The organism is Cupriavidus ulmosensis (genome assembly GCF_977008105.1).
Genome location: NZ_CDRMWP010000001.1, coordinates 456,955 through 471,417, shown reverse-complemented (window position 1 = coordinate 471,417; position 14,463 = coordinate 456,955). Strand labels below are relative to the sequence as shown.

General features: G+C 68.9%; 17 protein-coding genes. 7 read left to right on the top strand and 10 right to left on the bottom strand.

What is annotated here, in order from left to right; translation table 11 throughout:
* Positions 1 to 7 precede the first annotated feature (7 nt).
* The 5 genes from ACWTPI_RS02125 to ybiB all read left to right on the top strand — a co-directional run bounded on the left by ACWTPI_RS02125 (position 8) and on the right by ybiB (position 5,261).
* Positions 8 to 652: an ANTAR domain-containing response regulator gene (locus ACWTPI_RS02125; protein WP_029043526.1), complete on the top strand. Its 645-nt coding sequence runs from the start codon at positions 8 to 10 to the stop codon at positions 650 to 652.
* 332 nt (positions 653 to 984) lie between these two features.
* Positions 985 to 2,301, top strand: a complete 1,317-nt coding sequence (locus ACWTPI_RS02120) for a CmpA/NrtA family ABC transporter substrate-binding protein (protein WP_020202646.1) — start codon at positions 985 to 987, stop codon at positions 2,299 to 2,301.
* A gap of 196 nt (positions 2,302 to 2,497) precedes the next feature.
* Positions 2,498 to 3,310, top strand: a complete 813-nt coding sequence (gene ntrB / locus ACWTPI_RS02115; RefSeq protein ID WP_454732433.1) for a nitrate ABC transporter permease — start codon at positions 2,498 to 2,500, stop codon at positions 3,308 to 3,310.
* An 18-nt stretch (positions 3,311 to 3,328) separates the two neighbouring features.
* On the top strand, positions 3,329 to 4,132 hold the full coding sequence (locus ACWTPI_RS02110) for an ABC transporter ATP-binding protein (RefSeq protein ID WP_454730855.1): 804 nt from the start codon (positions 3,329 to 3,331) through the stop codon (positions 4,130 to 4,132).
* A 118-nt stretch (positions 4,133 to 4,250) separates the two neighbouring features.
* The gene (ybiB, locus tag ACWTPI_RS02105) at positions 4,251 to 5,261 is read left to right on the top strand and encodes a DNA-binding protein YbiB (protein WP_020202643.1); all 1,011 of its coding nucleotides are present in this window, start codon (positions 4,251 to 4,253) and stop codon (positions 5,259 to 5,261) included.
* Here ybiB and ACWTPI_RS02100 read toward each other — a convergent pair.
* Positions 5,258 to 6,136 (bottom strand): pirin family protein, encoded by an 879-nt coding sequence (locus ACWTPI_RS02100; RefSeq protein ID WP_029043525.1) that lies wholly within the window; start codon positions 6,134 to 6,136, stop codon positions 5,258 to 5,260. The genes ybiB and ACWTPI_RS02100 overlap by 4 nt on opposite strands.
* A gap of 353 nt (positions 6,137 to 6,489) precedes the next feature.
* On the opposite strand from ACWTPI_RS02100, the gene rpoH reads away from it, so the two are divergent.
* On the top strand, positions 6,490 to 7,419 hold the full coding sequence (gene rpoH / locus ACWTPI_RS02095) for an RNA polymerase sigma factor RpoH (RefSeq protein ID WP_029043524.1): 930 nt from the start codon (positions 6,490 to 6,492) through the stop codon (positions 7,417 to 7,419).
* A gap of 112 nt (positions 7,420 to 7,531) precedes the next feature.
* On the opposite strand, the gene ACWTPI_RS02090 is transcribed toward rpoH, so the two are convergent.
* From ACWTPI_RS02090 to ACWTPI_RS02070, 5 genes are all read right to left on the bottom strand, one after another.
* On the bottom strand, positions 7,532 to 8,161 hold the full coding sequence (locus ACWTPI_RS02090; RefSeq protein ID WP_020202640.1) for an SCO family protein: 630 nt from the start codon (positions 8,159 to 8,161) through the stop codon (positions 7,532 to 7,534).
* A gap of 146 nt (positions 8,162 to 8,307) precedes the next feature.
* Positions 8,308 to 9,243, bottom strand: a complete 936-nt coding sequence (locus ACWTPI_RS02085; RefSeq protein WP_029043522.1) for a heme o synthase — start codon at positions 9,241 to 9,243, stop codon at positions 8,308 to 8,310.
* On the bottom strand, positions 9,240 to 10,343 hold the full coding sequence (locus ACWTPI_RS02080; RefSeq protein ID WP_020202638.1) for a COX15/CtaA family protein: 1,104 nt from the start codon (positions 10,341 to 10,343) through the stop codon (positions 9,240 to 9,242). Before ACWTPI_RS02080 ends, ACWTPI_RS02085 begins: the two co-directional genes overlap by 4 nt.
* Before the next feature lie 51 nt (positions 10,344 to 10,394).
* Positions 10,395 to 11,051: an SCO family protein gene (locus tag ACWTPI_RS02075; protein WP_020202637.1), complete on the bottom strand. Its 657-nt coding sequence runs from the start codon at positions 11,049 to 11,051 to the stop codon at positions 10,395 to 10,397.
* A gap of 79 nt (positions 11,052 to 11,130) precedes the next feature.
* Positions 11,131 to 11,934, bottom strand: coding sequence for an SURF1 family protein (locus tag ACWTPI_RS02070; protein ID WP_454730854.1), 804 nt, complete (start codon positions 11,932 to 11,934; stop codon positions 11,131 to 11,133).
* 84 nt (positions 11,935 to 12,018) lie between these two features.
* Between ACWTPI_RS02070 and ACWTPI_RS02065 the strand changes: the two genes are divergently transcribed.
* Entirely contained in the window at positions 12,019 to 12,228 is a 210-nt protein-coding gene (locus tag ACWTPI_RS02065; protein WP_020202635.1) for a twin transmembrane helix small protein, read from the top strand.
* A gap of 169 nt (positions 12,229 to 12,397) precedes the next feature.
* Here ACWTPI_RS02065 and ACWTPI_RS02060 read toward each other — a convergent pair whose 3' ends face one another.
* The 4 genes from ACWTPI_RS02060 to ACWTPI_RS02045 form a co-directional block, all read right to left on the bottom strand.
* Positions 12,398 to 13,258: a cytochrome c oxidase subunit 3 gene (locus ACWTPI_RS02060; protein WP_059410395.1), complete on the bottom strand. Its 861-nt coding sequence runs from the start codon at positions 13,256 to 13,258 to the stop codon at positions 12,398 to 12,400.
* Positions 13,259 to 13,366: 108 nt separating this feature from the next.
* Positions 13,367 to 13,582, bottom strand: coding sequence for a DUF2970 domain-containing protein (locus tag ACWTPI_RS02055; RefSeq protein ID WP_020202633.1), 216 nt, complete (start codon positions 13,580 to 13,582; stop codon positions 13,367 to 13,369).
* Between the two features lie 100 nt (positions 13,583 to 13,682).
* Positions 13,683 to 14,294, bottom strand: coding sequence for a cytochrome c oxidase assembly protein (locus tag ACWTPI_RS02050; protein WP_059410394.1), 612 nt, complete (start codon positions 14,292 to 14,294; stop codon positions 13,683 to 13,685).
* A gap of 18 nt (positions 14,295 to 14,312) precedes the next feature.
* The gene (locus ACWTPI_RS02045; RefSeq protein WP_020202631.1) at positions 14,313 to 14,444 is read right to left on the bottom strand and encodes a cytochrome oxidase small assembly protein; all 132 of its coding nucleotides are present in this window, start codon (positions 14,442 to 14,444) and stop codon (positions 14,313 to 14,315) included.
* Between the last annotated feature and the right edge of the window lie 19 nt (positions 14,445 to 14,463).

Below are 14,463 nucleotides of genomic sequence, written 5' to 3'. Positions count from 1 at the left end.
TGACGCCATGACCCGACGCTCCCCCGCCCCTCCCAGCCCGCCGAGCCCCGCGACGCCGCCCACGGCATCGCGCAGCCTGCGCATCCTGCTGGTCAGGGACCCGCACGACGCCGACCCGCTCAATGTCGAGACCATCCAGGCCGGGCTGGTCTCGGCGGGTTTCACCGACATCGACACGGTGGATGCGGACCTGCGCCTGCCCGACGCCATCGCCGCGCGCCAGCCCGACCTCATCATCATCGCCTCCGAGTCCGCCGCGCGCGACACGGTGGAACATGTGTGCGTCTCGACCCAGCACGCGCCGCGGCCGATCGTGCTGTTTACCGACAACGACGACGCCCAGCGCATCAAGGCCGCGCTCACCGCGGGCATCACCGCCTACATCGTCGACGGCCTGCGCGCCGAGCGCGTCAAGACCGTGCTCGACGTGGCCTACGCGCGCTTCCAGCTCGACCAGGAACTGCGCGCCGAACTCGACGCCACGCGCCTGCAGCTGGCCGAGCGCAAGGAAGTGGAACGCGCCAAGGGCCTGCTGATGAAGGAGCGCGGCATGACCGAGGACGAGGCCTACAAGCGCCTGCGCAGCATGGCGATGGAGCGCGGCATCAAGCTGGTCGAGGCCGCCCGCCGCGTGATCGATGTGATGAGCTGAGCGCGCACGGCGCTGGTGCATTGCACAAACATGGCGCCGCGCGGCAACCCCGCGCGCACCGCACCCGCGCCGGAGCGCGCGTGCCGGCCACCCCGTTCACGGTTCCCGTGCGCCGTGCGGCCCGTCTTTCGCCCGCGTTTCCCGGATTCCCCGTTTCGGCGCCTGGCACACCGCTTGCGTAGTTGCCATGCCGGCCAACGAAGGCCGCACACAAACCCGATCGGCGCCGCCAACGAAGGCCGCGCCGCATCACAGGACAACGGCGTCCTGGACCGTCCCGCATTCTGGCGAACGCGGCGCGGTTCAGGACGCTTTTCTTTTGGAGCCGTGGAATGCCCTCTCGCCTGAAGATTGCCAAGCCGCTGCATGCCGCGGTCGCCAACGATGCCGGCGCCGCCGCCGACGCGGTGCCCGCCAGCAGCGGACGCCGCCGCGCGCTGGCGACCATCGCCGGCGCCAGCGTGGTCACGCTGGTCGATCCGCTGGTGCGCGCGGGCGCGTGGGCGGCCGGCTCCGACGCGCCGGAAAAGCCGGAGGTGAGGATCGGCTTCATTCCGCTGACCGACTGCGCCTCGGTGGTGATGGCCAGCACGCTCGGCCTCGACAAGAAATACGGCATCAAGATCACGCCCACCAAGGAAGCCTCCTGGGCCGGCGTGCGCGACAAGCTGGTCAACGGCGAGCTGGACGCGGCGCACGTGCTCTACGGCCTGGTCTACGGCGTGCAGCTCGGCATCGGCGGCCCCAAGAAGGACATGGCCGTGCTGATGAGCCTGAACCACAACGGCCAGGCCATCACGCTGTCGTCCAAGCTGGCCGAGAAGGGCGTCAAGGACGGCGCCAGCCTGAAGGCGCTGATGACGAAGGAAAAGCGCGACTACACCTTCGCCCAGACCTTCCCCACCGGCACCCACGCGATGTGGCTGTACTACTGGCTGGCCGCCAACGGCATCAACCCGATGCAGGACGCCAAGGTCATCACGGTGCCGCCGCCGCAGATGGTGGCCAACATGCGCGTGGGCAACATGGACGGCTACTGCGTGGGCGAGCCCTGGGGCGCGCGCGCCATCGCCGACAAGATCGGCTTCACCGCGGAAACCACGCAGGCGATCTGGAAGGACCATCCCGAGAAGGTGCTCGGCACCACCGCCGAGTTCGTGCAGAAGTACCCGAACACCGCGCGCGCGATGGTGGCCGCGGTGCTGGAGGCGTCCCGGTTCATCGACGCCTCGGCCTCCAACCGCCGCAAGACCGCCGAGACCATCGCCGCCAAGTCCTACGTCAACACCGACATGGACATCATCCTGGACCGCATGCTGGGCCGCTACAGCAACGGCCTGGGCAAGACCTGGGACGACCCCGACGCGATGAAGTTCTACCAGGACGGCGTCGCCAACTACCCGTTCCTCTCCGACGGCATGTGGTTCCTCACGCAGCACAAGCGCTGGGGCCTGCTCAAGGAGCATCCCGACTACCTGGCGGTGGCCAAGAAGGTCAACCGCATCGACGTCTACAAGCAGGGCGCCGCCGCCGCGCAGGTGCCGCTGCCCAAGAGCGATTTCCGCACCGCGCGCCTGATGGACGGCGTGACGTGGGACGCCGCCAAGGACCCGAAGGCCTACGCCGACGGTTTCAAGATCAAGGCCTGAGCCGGTCCGATTGCCGCATGAATGCCGGCGCCGCCTGCGCGCCGGCGCCTCCAAGGAGCCTGACGTGAATGCACTAGCTCGGCCGGCCGACCATGCCGGCAACCCAGCTTCTCCCGCCGATGCCGGCGCCGCCAGTCTCGGCGGACTCGCCTCGCTCGGCGACCCGCAGGCGCGCGAGCGCGCCGAGCGCCGCGCGCTGGAGGCCCAGGCCGAGGCGCGCCGCGCGGCGCGGCGCGAGGCCGTCGCGGCGGTGGTGCTCAAGGCGATGCCGCCGGTGGCCGGCTTCGCGCTGTTCCTGCTGTTCTGGCACGGCGTGGCCACGCTGATCCCGGCCATCCCGACGCCCGCCGCCACCTGGCACGCGGCCGTGCCGCTGTTCTCCGACCCGTTCTACCGCAACGGGCCCAACGACCAGGGCATCGGCTGGAACGTGCTGGCGTCGCTGGCGCGCGTGGCGGCGGGCTTCGGGCTGGCCGCGCTGATCGGCATCCCGGCCGGCTTCGCGCTGGGCCGCTTCGCCTTCCTCAACGCCATGATGGCGCCCATCATCAGCCTGCTGCGGCCGGTCTCGCCGCTGGCGTGGCTGCCGATCGGGCTGCTGCTGTTCAAGTCCGCCAACCCGGCCGCGATCTGGGCCATCTTCATCTGCTCGATCTGGCCGATGGTCATCAACACCGCGGTGGGCGTCACGCGCGTGCCGCAGGACTACCTGAACGTGGCGCGCGTGCTCGACCTGTCCGAGTGGAAGGTGTTCACGCGCGTGCTGCTGCCGGCGGTGCTGCCCTACATGCTGACCGGCGTGCGGCTGTCGATCGGCACCGCGTGGCTGGTGATCGTGGCCGCGGAGATGCTGACCGGCGGCACCGGCATCGGCTTCTGGCTGTGGGACGAGTGGAATAACCTGAAGGTGGAGCACATCGTGATCGCCATCTTCATCATCGGCGTGGTGGGCCTGCTGCTCGAATACGCGCTGCTGAGCCTCGCCAGACGCTTCAGCTACGGCAACTAGCGCGCCAGGGAGAACGACATGGAAAAGTTCGTCCGCATCGAAAACGTGGGCCAGACCTTCAAGACCAAGAAGGGACCGTTCGTCGCGCTGCGCGACGTCAACCTGACCATCGCCCGCGGCGAGTTCATCACGCTGATCGGCCATTCGGGCTGCGGCAAATCGACGCTGCTGAACCTGCTGGCCGGGCTCGACCGCCCCAGCAGCGGCGCGCTGATCTGCGCCGAGCGCGAGATCTCCGGCCCAGGGCCGGACCGCGCGGTGGTATTCCAGAACCACTCGCTGCTGCCGTGGCTGACCTGCTTCGAGAACGTCTACCTCGGCGTGGAACGCGTGTTCGGCGGCAGCGAAAACCGCGCGCAGCTCAAGGCCCGCACGCACGACACGCTGGCAATGGTGGGCCTGACCCATGCCGAGGGCAAGTACCCGCAGGAGATCTCCGGCGGCATGAAGCAGCGCGTGGGCATCGCGCGGGCGCTGGCGATGGAGCCCAAGGTGCTGCTGATGGACGAACCATTCGGCGCGCTCGATGCGCTCACGCGCGCCCACCTGCAGGACGAGCTCATCAAGATCGTCGCCAAGACCCGCAGCACGGTGGTGATGGTGACGCACGACGTGGACGAGGCCGTGCTGCTGGCCGACCGCATCGTCATGATGACCAACGGCCCCGCGGCGACCATCGGCGAGGTGCTGCCGGTGGACCTGCCGCGCCCGCGCGAGCGCATGGCGCTGGCCGACGACAAGGCCTACCACGCCTGCCGCACCGCGGTGCTGGACTTCCTGTACCGCAAGCAGCGCAATCCGGCGCTCAAGGAAGCGGCCTGAGCGCGGGCCGGGCCGCGGGTTCATGGCGCGGATTCAACGGCGCGGGCCGGCGGCTGCGATGGGCAGCGCCGGCCCGCTCCGCTATCATGAACCACAAACAACACCGTCCCAGCCCGCCATGACCGACACCGCCACGCCCGCTGCCACCCCCGCCGCTGCCCCTTTCGCCGCAGCCAGGTACATCAAGGAAATCGGCCGCGGCGTCAACGGCGCCCGCGCGCTGCCGCGCGAGGACGCGCAGACGCTGTTCGACGCCATGCTGGCCGGCCGCGTGGCCGACATCGAGCTGGGCGCCGTGCTGATGGCCTACCGCATCAAGGGCGAGGCGCCGCACGAGCTGGCCGGCATGCTGGAGGCCGCGCACGCGCACTGCCTGCCGCTGGCCGCGCCGCCCGACCGCGTGGTGGTCTCCATCCCCAGCTACAACGGCGCGCGCAAGCAGCCCAACCTGGTGCCGCTGCTGGCGCTGCTGCTGGCGCGCGAAGGCGTGCCGGTGCTGGTGCACGGCAGCCGCGAATTCAGCGGGCGCGTGACCAGCATCGCGCTGTTCGGGGCGCTCGGCATCGCGCCGTGCGCGACGGTGGCCGAAGCCGAGTCCCGCCTGCGCGAGAAGGACAACCCGCTGGCGGTGCTGCCGGTCGACGTGCTGTCGCCGGCGCTGTCGCGGCTGCTCGACCGGCGCATGCAGATCGGCCTGCGCAATTCCTCGCACACGGTGGCGAAGATGCTGCAGCCCGTCGGCGCGCATACGCCGGCCGAGGCGCTGCGCCTGTACAGCTACACCCATCCGGAATACCGCGAGACCCTGACCGACTACTTCTCGCACGAGCCGGCCAACGTGCTGCTGGCGCGCGGCACCGAGGGCGAGGTGGTGGCCGACGCGCGCCGCGCCGGCCGCATCGACTGGCTGCACGACGGCCACCAGCGCACGCTGGTCGACCCCACCGCGGGCTCGATTGGCGAGGTGCCGGAACTGCCGCCCGGCAACGACGCCGCGCAGACCGCGGCCTGGATCCGCGCCGTGCTGGACGGCAAGGTGCCGGTGCCGGCACCGATCGCCACCCAGGTCGAGGCCATCCGCGGCTGCGTGCAGCAGGGCACGCGCGTGGCCTGGACCAGCCCGGTCTAGCGCTTGCGCGGCGGCAGCGGGATGCGGTCGTCCTCGCCCGGCACGCGCGGGAACTGGTCGTTCTCCCAGCGCTGCGACGCGGCTTCGATGGCCTCCTTGCTGCTGGCGACGAAATTCCAGAAGATGAAGCGGTGCCCGTCGGTCGGATCGCCGCCGAGCAGCATCACGCGCGAAGGCGCCTCGGCGTTCAGCGTGACGGTCTGGCCGGGCACCAGCACCGCCATGTGACGCTCCGGCAGCACCTCGCCGTCGAGCGCGACCACGCCGTCGACCGGATAGACGCCGCGCTCGGCATGCTCGGGCGGGATCTCCAGGCTGGCGCCCGCCTCCAGCTCGATCGCCACGTACAGCGTGCGGCTGAAGACCTTCACCGGCGCCTCGGCGCCGAACGCATCGCCCGCGATCACAGTCATGCGCACGCCCGGGCGCTCGAGCTTGGGCAACGTCGCGGCCGGATGGTGGAAGAACGACGGCGCGGTGGTCTCGTGTTCCAGCGGCAGCGCCACCCAGGTCTGGATGCCGTGCAGGCTCGGCCCGGCCTCGCGGGCCGCCGCGGGCGAGCGCTCCGAGTGCGCGATGCCGCTGCCGGCGGTCATCCAGTTGACGTCGCCGGGCCGGATCACCTGCTTGCTGCCCAGGCTGTCGTGGTGGAGGATTTCGCCGTCGAACAGGTAGGTCACGGTGGCCAGGCCGATATGCGGATGCGGGCGCACATCCAGCCCCTGGCCGCGCGGCAGGGCCGTGGGCCCCATGTGGTCGAAGAAGATGAACGGGCCCACCGTCTGGGCCGCGGCGGCGGGCAGCACGCGGCTGACGGTGAAACCGTCGCCGAGATCGCGTGTGTGCGGCTTGAGCAAGTGTTCGATGACAGACATGGATCTCCCCGGTTGGGCCGAAGCTGAGGGCCGGCCAAATGAGAGGAGTGTAGCTGCTGGCGGAACACAGCATCTCATCCGGCGACAGAACCAGACGGGGCGCGCCCCCTCTAATCTTTGTCCGATAAGGCAGCGAACGCTGTCTGATAGTGATTACGCCACATGACGGAAGCCGGCCCCGATAAAAGACTATGTGATTCACGGCATCAATTAGCTGGAACTATCAACCCCACGGGGACTCCAACTTAGCAGTCCCCCGGCTTGAGTGCTAATATGTGTTGCAATGCAGTGCGCGGACCCTTGTGGCGAGCGCCGCGGGCAACCCACCCGCCGGATGCGAAAGGAGCAATCGAGTGAACGCGGTCCTATCTGCCGACCAGACCCAAACCAGCAGCCGCCTGCCTACGGCGCCTCAGGGCGCCGGGGCGTTCGCGCTGACGTTTCCCGGTAATCTGGGAAACCTGGACAGCTATATCCAGGCTGTCCATCGTATCCCCATGCTGACGCCCGAGGAGGAGCAGCGGCTTGCGCGCGACCTGCGCGAGCACGACTCCGTCGACGCGGCGCGCCGCCTGGTGCTATCGCACCTGCGCCTGGTGGTGTCCATCGCCCGCCAGTACCTTGGCTACGGCCTGCCCCACGCCGACCTGATCCAGGAAGGCAACATCGGCCTGATGAAGGCGGTGAAGCGCTTCGACCCGGACCAGGGCGTGCGCCTGGTGTCGTATGCCATGCACTGGATCAAGGCCGAGATCCACGAGTACGTGCTGAAGAACTGGCGCATGGTCAAGGTGGCCACCACCAAGGCCCAGCGCAAGCTGTTCTTCAACCTGCGCAGCCACAAGCAGGGCGCCCACACCTTCACGCCGGAACAGATCGACGCGGTGGCGCGCGAGCTGAACGTCAAGCCGGAAGAAGTGATGGAGATGGAGACCCGCCTGTCGGGCGGCGACCTGGCGCTGGAAGGCCAGATCGACGACGGCGAGGAGGAATTCGCCCCCATCGCCTACCTGGCCGACAACCACAACGAGCCGACCCGCGTGATCGAGGCCCAGCGCCACGACCGCCTGCAGGTGCAGGGCCTGGAAGAAGCGCTGGGCAAGCTCGACGAGCGCAGCCGCCGCATCATCGAGGCGCGCTGGCTGCACGTCAACGACGACGGCTCGGGCGGCTCGACGCTGCACGAGCTGGCTGACGAGTTCGGCGTGTCGGCCGAGCGCATCCGCCAGATCGAGACCGCGGCGATGAAGAAGATGAAGGGCGCGCTGCAAGCGTTTGCCTGAAGCGTTTGCCTGACCGCGCGCGGCGGCGAAAGCCGCGCCGCGCAACGAAAAAGGGCCGGTCCTCGCGACCGGCCCTTTTTTCGTCCGCGCGCCGCCTGCGGCGGCACGCGGATCAGGACAGCAGCTGCTTGAGATCGTGCACGATCGGCTCCGGCCCCTGGCCGTGGCGGATGAACAGGCGCAGCTTGCCGCTCGGGTCGAACACGTAGCTGCCGGCCGAGTGGTCCATCGTGTAGTTGTTCGGCGAGGTGCCGGGCACCTTGGCGTAATACACCTTGAAGTCCTTGGCCACCTTCTGCAGCGCGGCGTCGTCGGCCGCGCGCATGCCCAGGAAGCGCGGGTCGAAGGCCGGCACGTATTGCGCCAGCAGCTCCTGCGTGTCGCGCTCGGGGTCGACCGTGACGAACAGCACCTGCACCTTGTCGGCATCGGGGCCGAGCTGCTCCATGACCGCCTTGAGCTCGGCCATCGTGGTCGGGCAGACGTCCGGGCAATGCGTGTAGCCGAAGAACATCACCACCGCCTTGCCCTTGAAGTCGGCCAGCGTGCGGACCTTGCCGGTGTGGTCGGTGAGGCTGAAGTCCTTGCCGAATTCGCTGCCGCCGGTGATGTCGACGTTCTTGAAGGACGCGCGCTGCTGGCCACACGCGGCGAGCAGCAGCGAACACAGCGCCAGCAGGCAGAAACGACGAAGCAGCAGCGCGAAGCTGGAGGAAGAACCGGGGAAGGGGCGGGTAGGCATTCGGGTCGCGTGATGGATGGGGCGGCGCAGGGCGGCCGCTTCACATTGGCCGCCTCGCATTGGCATATGGGCGCAGTATCGCCGATCGCGCCGCCGCTGCGCCCGGTCCGCGACAAGATGCCGCAAGACCGGCGCCGGCGCGCCGTTCAGGACTGCGGCAGGAACTTGAAGTAGTGGTCGATCAGCAGCGCCGCGAACAGCAGCGACAGGTACAGGATCGAGAAGCGGAACATGCGCTGCGCCAGCGCATCCGAGTAGTTGCGGTACAGCTTCCAGGCATAGGCCAGGAAACCGCCGCCGAGCACCAGCGCGGACGCCAGGTAGATATAACCGCACATGCCGTACACGAACGGCAGCAGCGTGGCCGCGATCATGATCAGCGTGTACAGCAGGATGTGCAGCAGGGTGAAGCGCTCGCCGTGGGTGATCGGCAGCATCGGCAGGCCCGACTTGGCGTAGTCGGCGCGGCGGTACAGCGCCAGCGCCCAGAAATGCGGCGGGGTCCAGGTGAAGATGATGAGCACCAGGAACCACGCTTCGGCCGGCACGGTGCCCGACACCGCCGCCCAGCCCAGCGCCGGCGGCATGGCGCCGGACAGGCCGCCGATCACGATGTTCTGTGGCGTGGCCGGCTTGAGCAGGATGGTGTACACCACCGCGTAGCCGACGAAGGTCGCCACCGTCAGCCACATGGTCAGGTCGTTGGCGAACACGTGCAGCAGCCACATCCCCGCCCCGCCCAGCACCGCGGAGAACACCAGCGTCTGCGCGGTGGTGATCTCGCCGGTGGCCGAGGGGCGCCACGCGGTGCGGCGCATCAGCGCGTCGATCTTCTGCTCCACCAGGCAGTTGATGGCGAACGCCGCGCCCGCCAGCAGCCAGATGCCCGCCGCGCCGCCGATCAGCACCGGCCACGGCACCATGCCCGGCGAAGCCAGGAACATGCCGATGATGGCGCAGAAGACGGCCAGTTGCGTGACGCGGGGCTTGGTGAGGGCGGCGTACTGGCGGACCAGGTGACGGACCCGTCCGGCAGGATGAGGGTGGGTAGCAGTAACCACGGGGGGAATCTTCTCTTTCATGTGGCGCGCACGGCGGCCGGCACGTCAGTAGCGAGGTCAGCGGCGCGGGCCGCGAGCCCTATATTGTAGTTGAGGCGGACCAACAGCATCAGAAGCACCGCCGCGCCGCCGTTGTGGGCCACCGCGGCCACCAGCGGCCAGTCGAACACGATGTTGGACAAGCCGGTGGCCAGTTGCAGCGCGAGCACGCCCAGCAGCCAGCCCGCGTGGCGCGCCAGCCCGCCGAGGCGGCGCGCGCGCAGCCCGAACCACGCCAGGTAGCCCAGCACCACGAAGGCGAAGCCGCGGTGCACCCAGTGGATCGCCACCAGCGCCGAGTGCGGGATGTAGTCGCCGTCGGCGGTCATGCCGAGCTGGCGCCACAGCGTGAAGCCGTGGCGGAAGTCCATCTCCGGCACCAGCTGGCCGTTGCACAGCGGGAAGTCGGTGCAGGCCAGCACCGCGTAGTTGGTGCTCACCCAGCCGCCCAGGAAGATCTGCAGCACCAGCAGCGCCAGCCCCAGCCGCGCCGGCCAGCGCAGCGCGCCGGCCGCCGGCGCCACGCCCAGCGGCGGGTCGTTGCGCGAGCCCAGCCAGATCAGCGACGCCAGCAGGGCCATGCCCAGCATCAGGTGCGTGACCACGATGACGGGCTGCAGCTTGAGCGTGACCGTGAACGCGCCGAAGGCGCCCTGCACGCACACCAGCAGCAGCACGCCGGTGGCGAACCACGGCGACTGCCGCAGCTCGCGCCGCCTGACCCAGGCCAGCACCATCAGCGTGATGATCAGCACGCCCACCGCCATCGCGAAATAGCGGTGGATCATCTCGATCCAGGCCTTGGTGGCGGAAACCGGGCCGCTGGGCAGCGCGGTCTCGGCCGCGCGGATCGGCTCGCTGGCCGCGTGCGGGTTGGAGTGGCCGTAGCAGCCCGGCCAGTCCGGGCAGCCCAGGCCGGAATCGGTCAGCCGCGTGAAGCTGCCGAACATGATCAGGTCCAGCGTCAGGAAGGCGGTGATCCACACCAGTTTGCGGTACTTGTTGCGGTCGCCCCTGACCAGCACGTAGCTCAGGGGAAACAGCGCGATCAGGACGCCGATGACGGCGAGTTGGAGCAGCATGCGCGTAGTCGTTGAGTCTGGCCGTAAGCCCGGGCTTCAGTCGATGTGGGTTCAGCCGATGTGGGAATACTTGAGCAGCTTCTTGAGGTCGGAGCTCATCTTCTGGGGGTCCGGGTCCTTCGGGAAGCGCATCATCAGGTTGCCGAGCGGGTCGACCAGGTAGAGCGTGTCCTCGATGCGCGCGCCCGCGTCGGGCGGCAGCCACTTCTGCAGCGCGTCGCGCGGCGCGCGCAGGAAGCGCACGCCGGCGTAGGGCTCGTTGTAGGCGGCGGACAGGCGCGCGTCGATGGGGCCGTCGTCGCTGACCAGCCATACCGGCACGATGCGCTCGCGGTCCTGGCCCTGGCCGGCGCGCAGTTGGCGGATGGTGAACAGCTTCCTGGCGCAGGCTTCGCCGCAGGCGGCGCCGTCGGCGCTGATCAGCAGCCACTTGCCCTTGAAGCTGTCCAGCGGCACCGGCTCGGCGCGCTCGTTGGCGACCTGCACGGCCGGCATCGGGCGCTGCGGCTCGATCAGCGCGCCGTAGTTGGTGGTGCCGCCGGCCGGCCTGAACACGTAGTAGGTCAGGTAGGAGGCAATCACCGGCGAAGCGCACACCAGCAGCAGCAGCAGCATCTGGATGCGGCCGCGCCGGGTGCGGGCATCGATGCGCGGGTCCTGCGGTGCGGCGCGCGCGGCCTGGGCCGGCGCTGGGTCTCGTTGTGGCATCACGTTCGTTCGTCTCTTCTGTCTCTTCTGTCTCTTCTGTCTCTTCTGTCTCTCGGGTGTCCGGTCGCGGGTGCCGCGCTCATCTGACCGCGCGGCCCCGCGGTGGTTCGGGCCGCATCTCCGGCGGCGTCTCCGCCCGCGCCTCGGCCGCCATGTGCCGCGCGCGCCGCCAGCTCAGCGCCACCAGCAACACCAGCGCCAGCGCGGCCATCCCGAACCACTGGAAGGCATAACCGTAATGGCGGTCGGCGCCGATGTCGGCCGGCGCCCAGTCGCGCGCCAGCCCGTCGCCATTGTCGCTGCGCTGCTCCAGCACGAACGGCTGCAAGGGCATGCCCAGCTCCCTGGCAAAGGCGGCGATGTCCACGTTCTGGCGGATCTTCTGGCCAGCTTCGGCATCCGCGCCGCGGCCGAGGCCGAAGACCCGGGGCACCGTTGCCAGCGCCGTGCCTTCCACGTCCACCTCGCCCGCGGGTGTGGCGAACGGCGCGATGCGGGTGCGGTCCTGCGCGTCGCGCGGCAGCCAGCCGCGCAGCACCAGCACCGCCGGCGCGGCGCGGTCGTCCGACACGCGCAGCGGCGTCAGCACCATGAAGCCGGCGCGGCTGTCGCTGCCGTTGCCATGCGGCCGGTTGTCCAGCAGCACGGTGTGGTCCGTGTCGAAACGGCCGCGCGCATGCACGCGCCGCTCGGCCACCGGGCCCGCCACCAGCGTCCGCCCGACTTCCAGCGGCGGCTGCGCGGCCAGCGCCTGCAGGCGCTGCGCCCGCGCGATCTTCTCGTGGGCGCGGCCAAGCTGCCAGTTGCCCAGCGCGCAGGTCACGGCGATCACCGCCAGCGCGGCGATGGCAGGCACCGGGCTCAGCGCGCGCCACGGTTTCACGGGCGGCCCCCGAGTGCCGGCACCGGCGCGCCGGTGCGATAATGGTACTTCACCTCCAGCCGATCCCGCCCGGGCGAACCCTCCATGCGCATCGTCATCCTCATCGCGTTCGTCCTCATCGTCGGCAGCCTGGCCTCCGCCCTGTTCTTCATGATGCGCGACCGCGGCAGGACGCCGAACATGATGCGCTCGCTGATGTTCCGGGTCGGCTTCTCCGTGGCGCTGTTCCTGTTCATCCTGTTCTCGCACTGGATGGGCTGGATACAGAGCACCGGCATCCGCATGGGGCCGTGAGGCGCGCGCGCCGGGCCCGCGGATGGCCGCCGGCGGCTCGCGCCACGGCGGCGGGATCGCAAAAAACAAGCGCCGCAGGCTGGCCAGGCCCCTGCGGCGCTTGTTTTTCGTGCTCCGTGGGAGGCTGCCCTCCCCGGCGGTGGCCGGCGGCCACCGCGCCCCGGGTGTGTTACAGCCAGTACACCACGACGTAGAGGAACAGCCACACCACGTCCACGAAGTGCCAGTACCAGGCCGCGCCTTCGAAGGCGAAGTGGTGGTCGGGCGTGAAATGCCCCTTCAGCACGCGCACCAGCACCACCGTGAGCATGATCGCGCCCATCGTCACGTGGAAGCCGTGGAAGCCGGTCAGCAGGAAGAAGGTGGAGCCGTAGATGCCCGAGGTCAGCTTGAGGTTGAGCTCGGTGTAGGCGTGATGGTACTCGTAGACCTGGAAGCACATGAACAGCGCGCCCAGCAGGATGGTCAGCACCAGGCCCTGGATCAGCTGGCTGCGCTTGTTGGCCAGCAGCGCGTGGTGCGCCCAGGTCAGCGTCACGCCGGAGGTCAGCAGCAGGGCCGTGTTGATCGTCGGGATCGGCCACGGGCCCATCGTCTGGAAGCTCTCGACCACGCCGGCCGGGCCGGCGTTGGGCCACACCGCGGCGAAGTCGGGCCACAGGATCTTGTTGTTCAGGTCGCCCAGCCACGGCATGGCGATGTTGCGGGCGTAGAACAGCGCGCCGAAGAAGGCCGCGAAGAACATCACCTCGGAGAAGATGAACCAGCCCATCGACCAGCGGAAGGACAGGTCGATGTTCTTGCCGTACTTGCCGGTCTCCGACTCGCTGATGGCGTCGCCGAACCAGCTCTTGAGCACGAACAGGAACCACAGCAGGCCGAGGCCGCAGACATACGGCCCCCACGGTTGCCCGTTCACCCAGCCCGCGGCCCCGCCGGCCGTCAGCAGCAGGCCGAAGGCCGCCGTGATCGGATGGCGCGAGGGGCCCGGTACGAAGTAGTACGGAGCGTTGGCGCGATTCGCACTCATTCTTTTTTCTCCAGCTCAGAGTCTTGATTCAGTCATCGTTATCCGCGCATCCGGCCCCGACGGCCGGCCGGCGGCATGCTTTTGCCTGCTTGTACCCTACTTGTACCCTTACCCTGCCACCACCACGCGCACCACGGTGATCAGCACCGCGATCAGGATGGCCACCCCGATCAGCCCGGCGATGATCACGTGGACCGGGTTGAGCTGCGCCATGTCGCGCTCGTGCTCGCTGCCCTTGCGCAGGCCGATGAACGACCAGAACACCGCGCGCAGCGTCTGCGCGAAAGACATCTTGCGCTTGACCGCGTCCTTCATCTCTTCCACGGCTTGCTCCTGCTTGTGGCTTCGTGTCGCTTCGTGTTGCGTCGTGTCGCTTCGAACTGCCCGGACCGGCATCGCCGGCCACGGCGCGAATCCCGGAATCTCAAATGCCCCTGCCCGCTCCGGCCGGCGTGTCGGCGCCGCCCTGCGGCACCTGCGCCACCGGCGCGCCGATCTCGAAGAAGGTATAGGACAGCGTAATGTTCCTCACGTCCTTCGGCAGGTCCGGATCGATCACGAACACCACCGGCATCTCGCGCGCTTCCTTTGCCTTGAGCGTCTGCTGCTTGAAGCAGAAGCACTCGATCTTCTTGAAATACTGCGTGGCCAGCTTGGGCAGGTAGCTCGGGATCGCCTGCGCCGAGATGTCGCGCGGCTGGCCGTTGGCCACCTCGTAGACGATCGTCGCCATCTCGCCCGGATGCACTTCCATGCTGCTCTTCACCGGCCGGAACGCGAACGGCCCGCGCGCGTTGGAATCGAACTCGACCGTGATGGTGCGGCTCTTGTCCACCTGCGTGTTCCTGACCTGCCCGCCGTACAGGTCGCGCGTGGTCACGACGTTGAGGCCGGTGATCTCGCAGATCTTCTTGTACAGCGGCACCAGCGCGTAGCCGAACGAGAACATCAGCGCCACCACCACCAGCAGCCGCAGCATCATGCTGCGGTTGAAGCGCCTGTCGGCGGCGTCCTGTGACGGCTGGTTCGTGCTCATTCCAATACCCCCGCGGCTTCAGCCCAGAAGAATCATCTTGGCGAAGAAACCCAGAAAGAAAACCACCACGATCGAGAAGAGGATCAGACCGAGGCGGCGGTTGGCGGCCTTGCGGTCAGGCTGCGATGGATTGTTGTCTGGACCCTGCATGGCACCCTGTCTGCGTGGC

Coding starts and splice junctions, on each gene's coding strand:
- ACWTPI_RS02080 (WP_020202638.1), bottom strand. CDS start 10,343: ATGCTGCTCCAACTCGCCGTCATCGGCGTCCTGATCGCGCTGTTTCCC.
- ybiB (WP_020202643.1), top strand. CDS start 4,251: ATGACCGACACCGCCACGCCCGCTGCCACCCCCGCCGCTGCCCCTTTC.
- ACWTPI_RS02060 (WP_059410395.1), bottom strand. CDS start 13,258: ATGAGTGCGAATCGCGCCAACGCTCCGTACTACTTCGTACCGGGCCCC.
- ACWTPI_RS02065 (WP_020202635.1), top strand. CDS start 12,019: ATGCGCATCGTCATCCTCATCGCGTTCGTCCTCATCGTCGGCAGCCTG.
- ACWTPI_RS02085 (WP_029043522.1), bottom strand. CDS start 9,243: ATGAAAGAGAAGATTCCCCCCGTGGTTACTGCTACCCACCCTCATCCT.
- ACWTPI_RS02110 (WP_454730855.1), top strand. CDS start 3,329: ATGGAAAAGTTCGTCCGCATCGAAAACGTGGGCCAGACCTTCAAGACC.
- ACWTPI_RS02050 (WP_059410394.1), bottom strand. CDS start 14,294: ATGAGCACGAACCAGCCGTCACAGGACGCCGCCGACAGGCGCTTCAAC.
- ACWTPI_RS02120 (WP_020202646.1), top strand. CDS start 985: ATGCCCTCTCGCCTGAAGATTGCCAAGCCGCTGCATGCCGCGGTCGCC.
- ACWTPI_RS02045 (WP_020202631.1), bottom strand. CDS start 14,444: ATGCAGGGTCCAGACAACAATCCATCGCAGCCTGACCGCAAGGCCGCC.
- ACWTPI_RS02100 (WP_029043525.1), bottom strand. CDS start 6,136: ATGTCTGTCATCGAACACTTGCTCAAGCCGCACACACGCGATCTCGGC.
- ACWTPI_RS02125 (WP_029043526.1), top strand. CDS start 8: ATGACCCGACGCTCCCCCGCCCCTCCCAGCCCGCCGAGCCCCGCGACG.
- ACWTPI_RS02090 (WP_020202640.1), bottom strand. CDS start 8,161: ATGCCTACCCGCCCCTTCCCCGGTTCTTCCTCCAGCTTCGCGCTGCTG.
- ACWTPI_RS02075 (WP_020202637.1), bottom strand. CDS start 11,051: ATGCCACAACGAGACCCAGCGCCGGCCCAGGCCGCGCGCGCCGCACCG.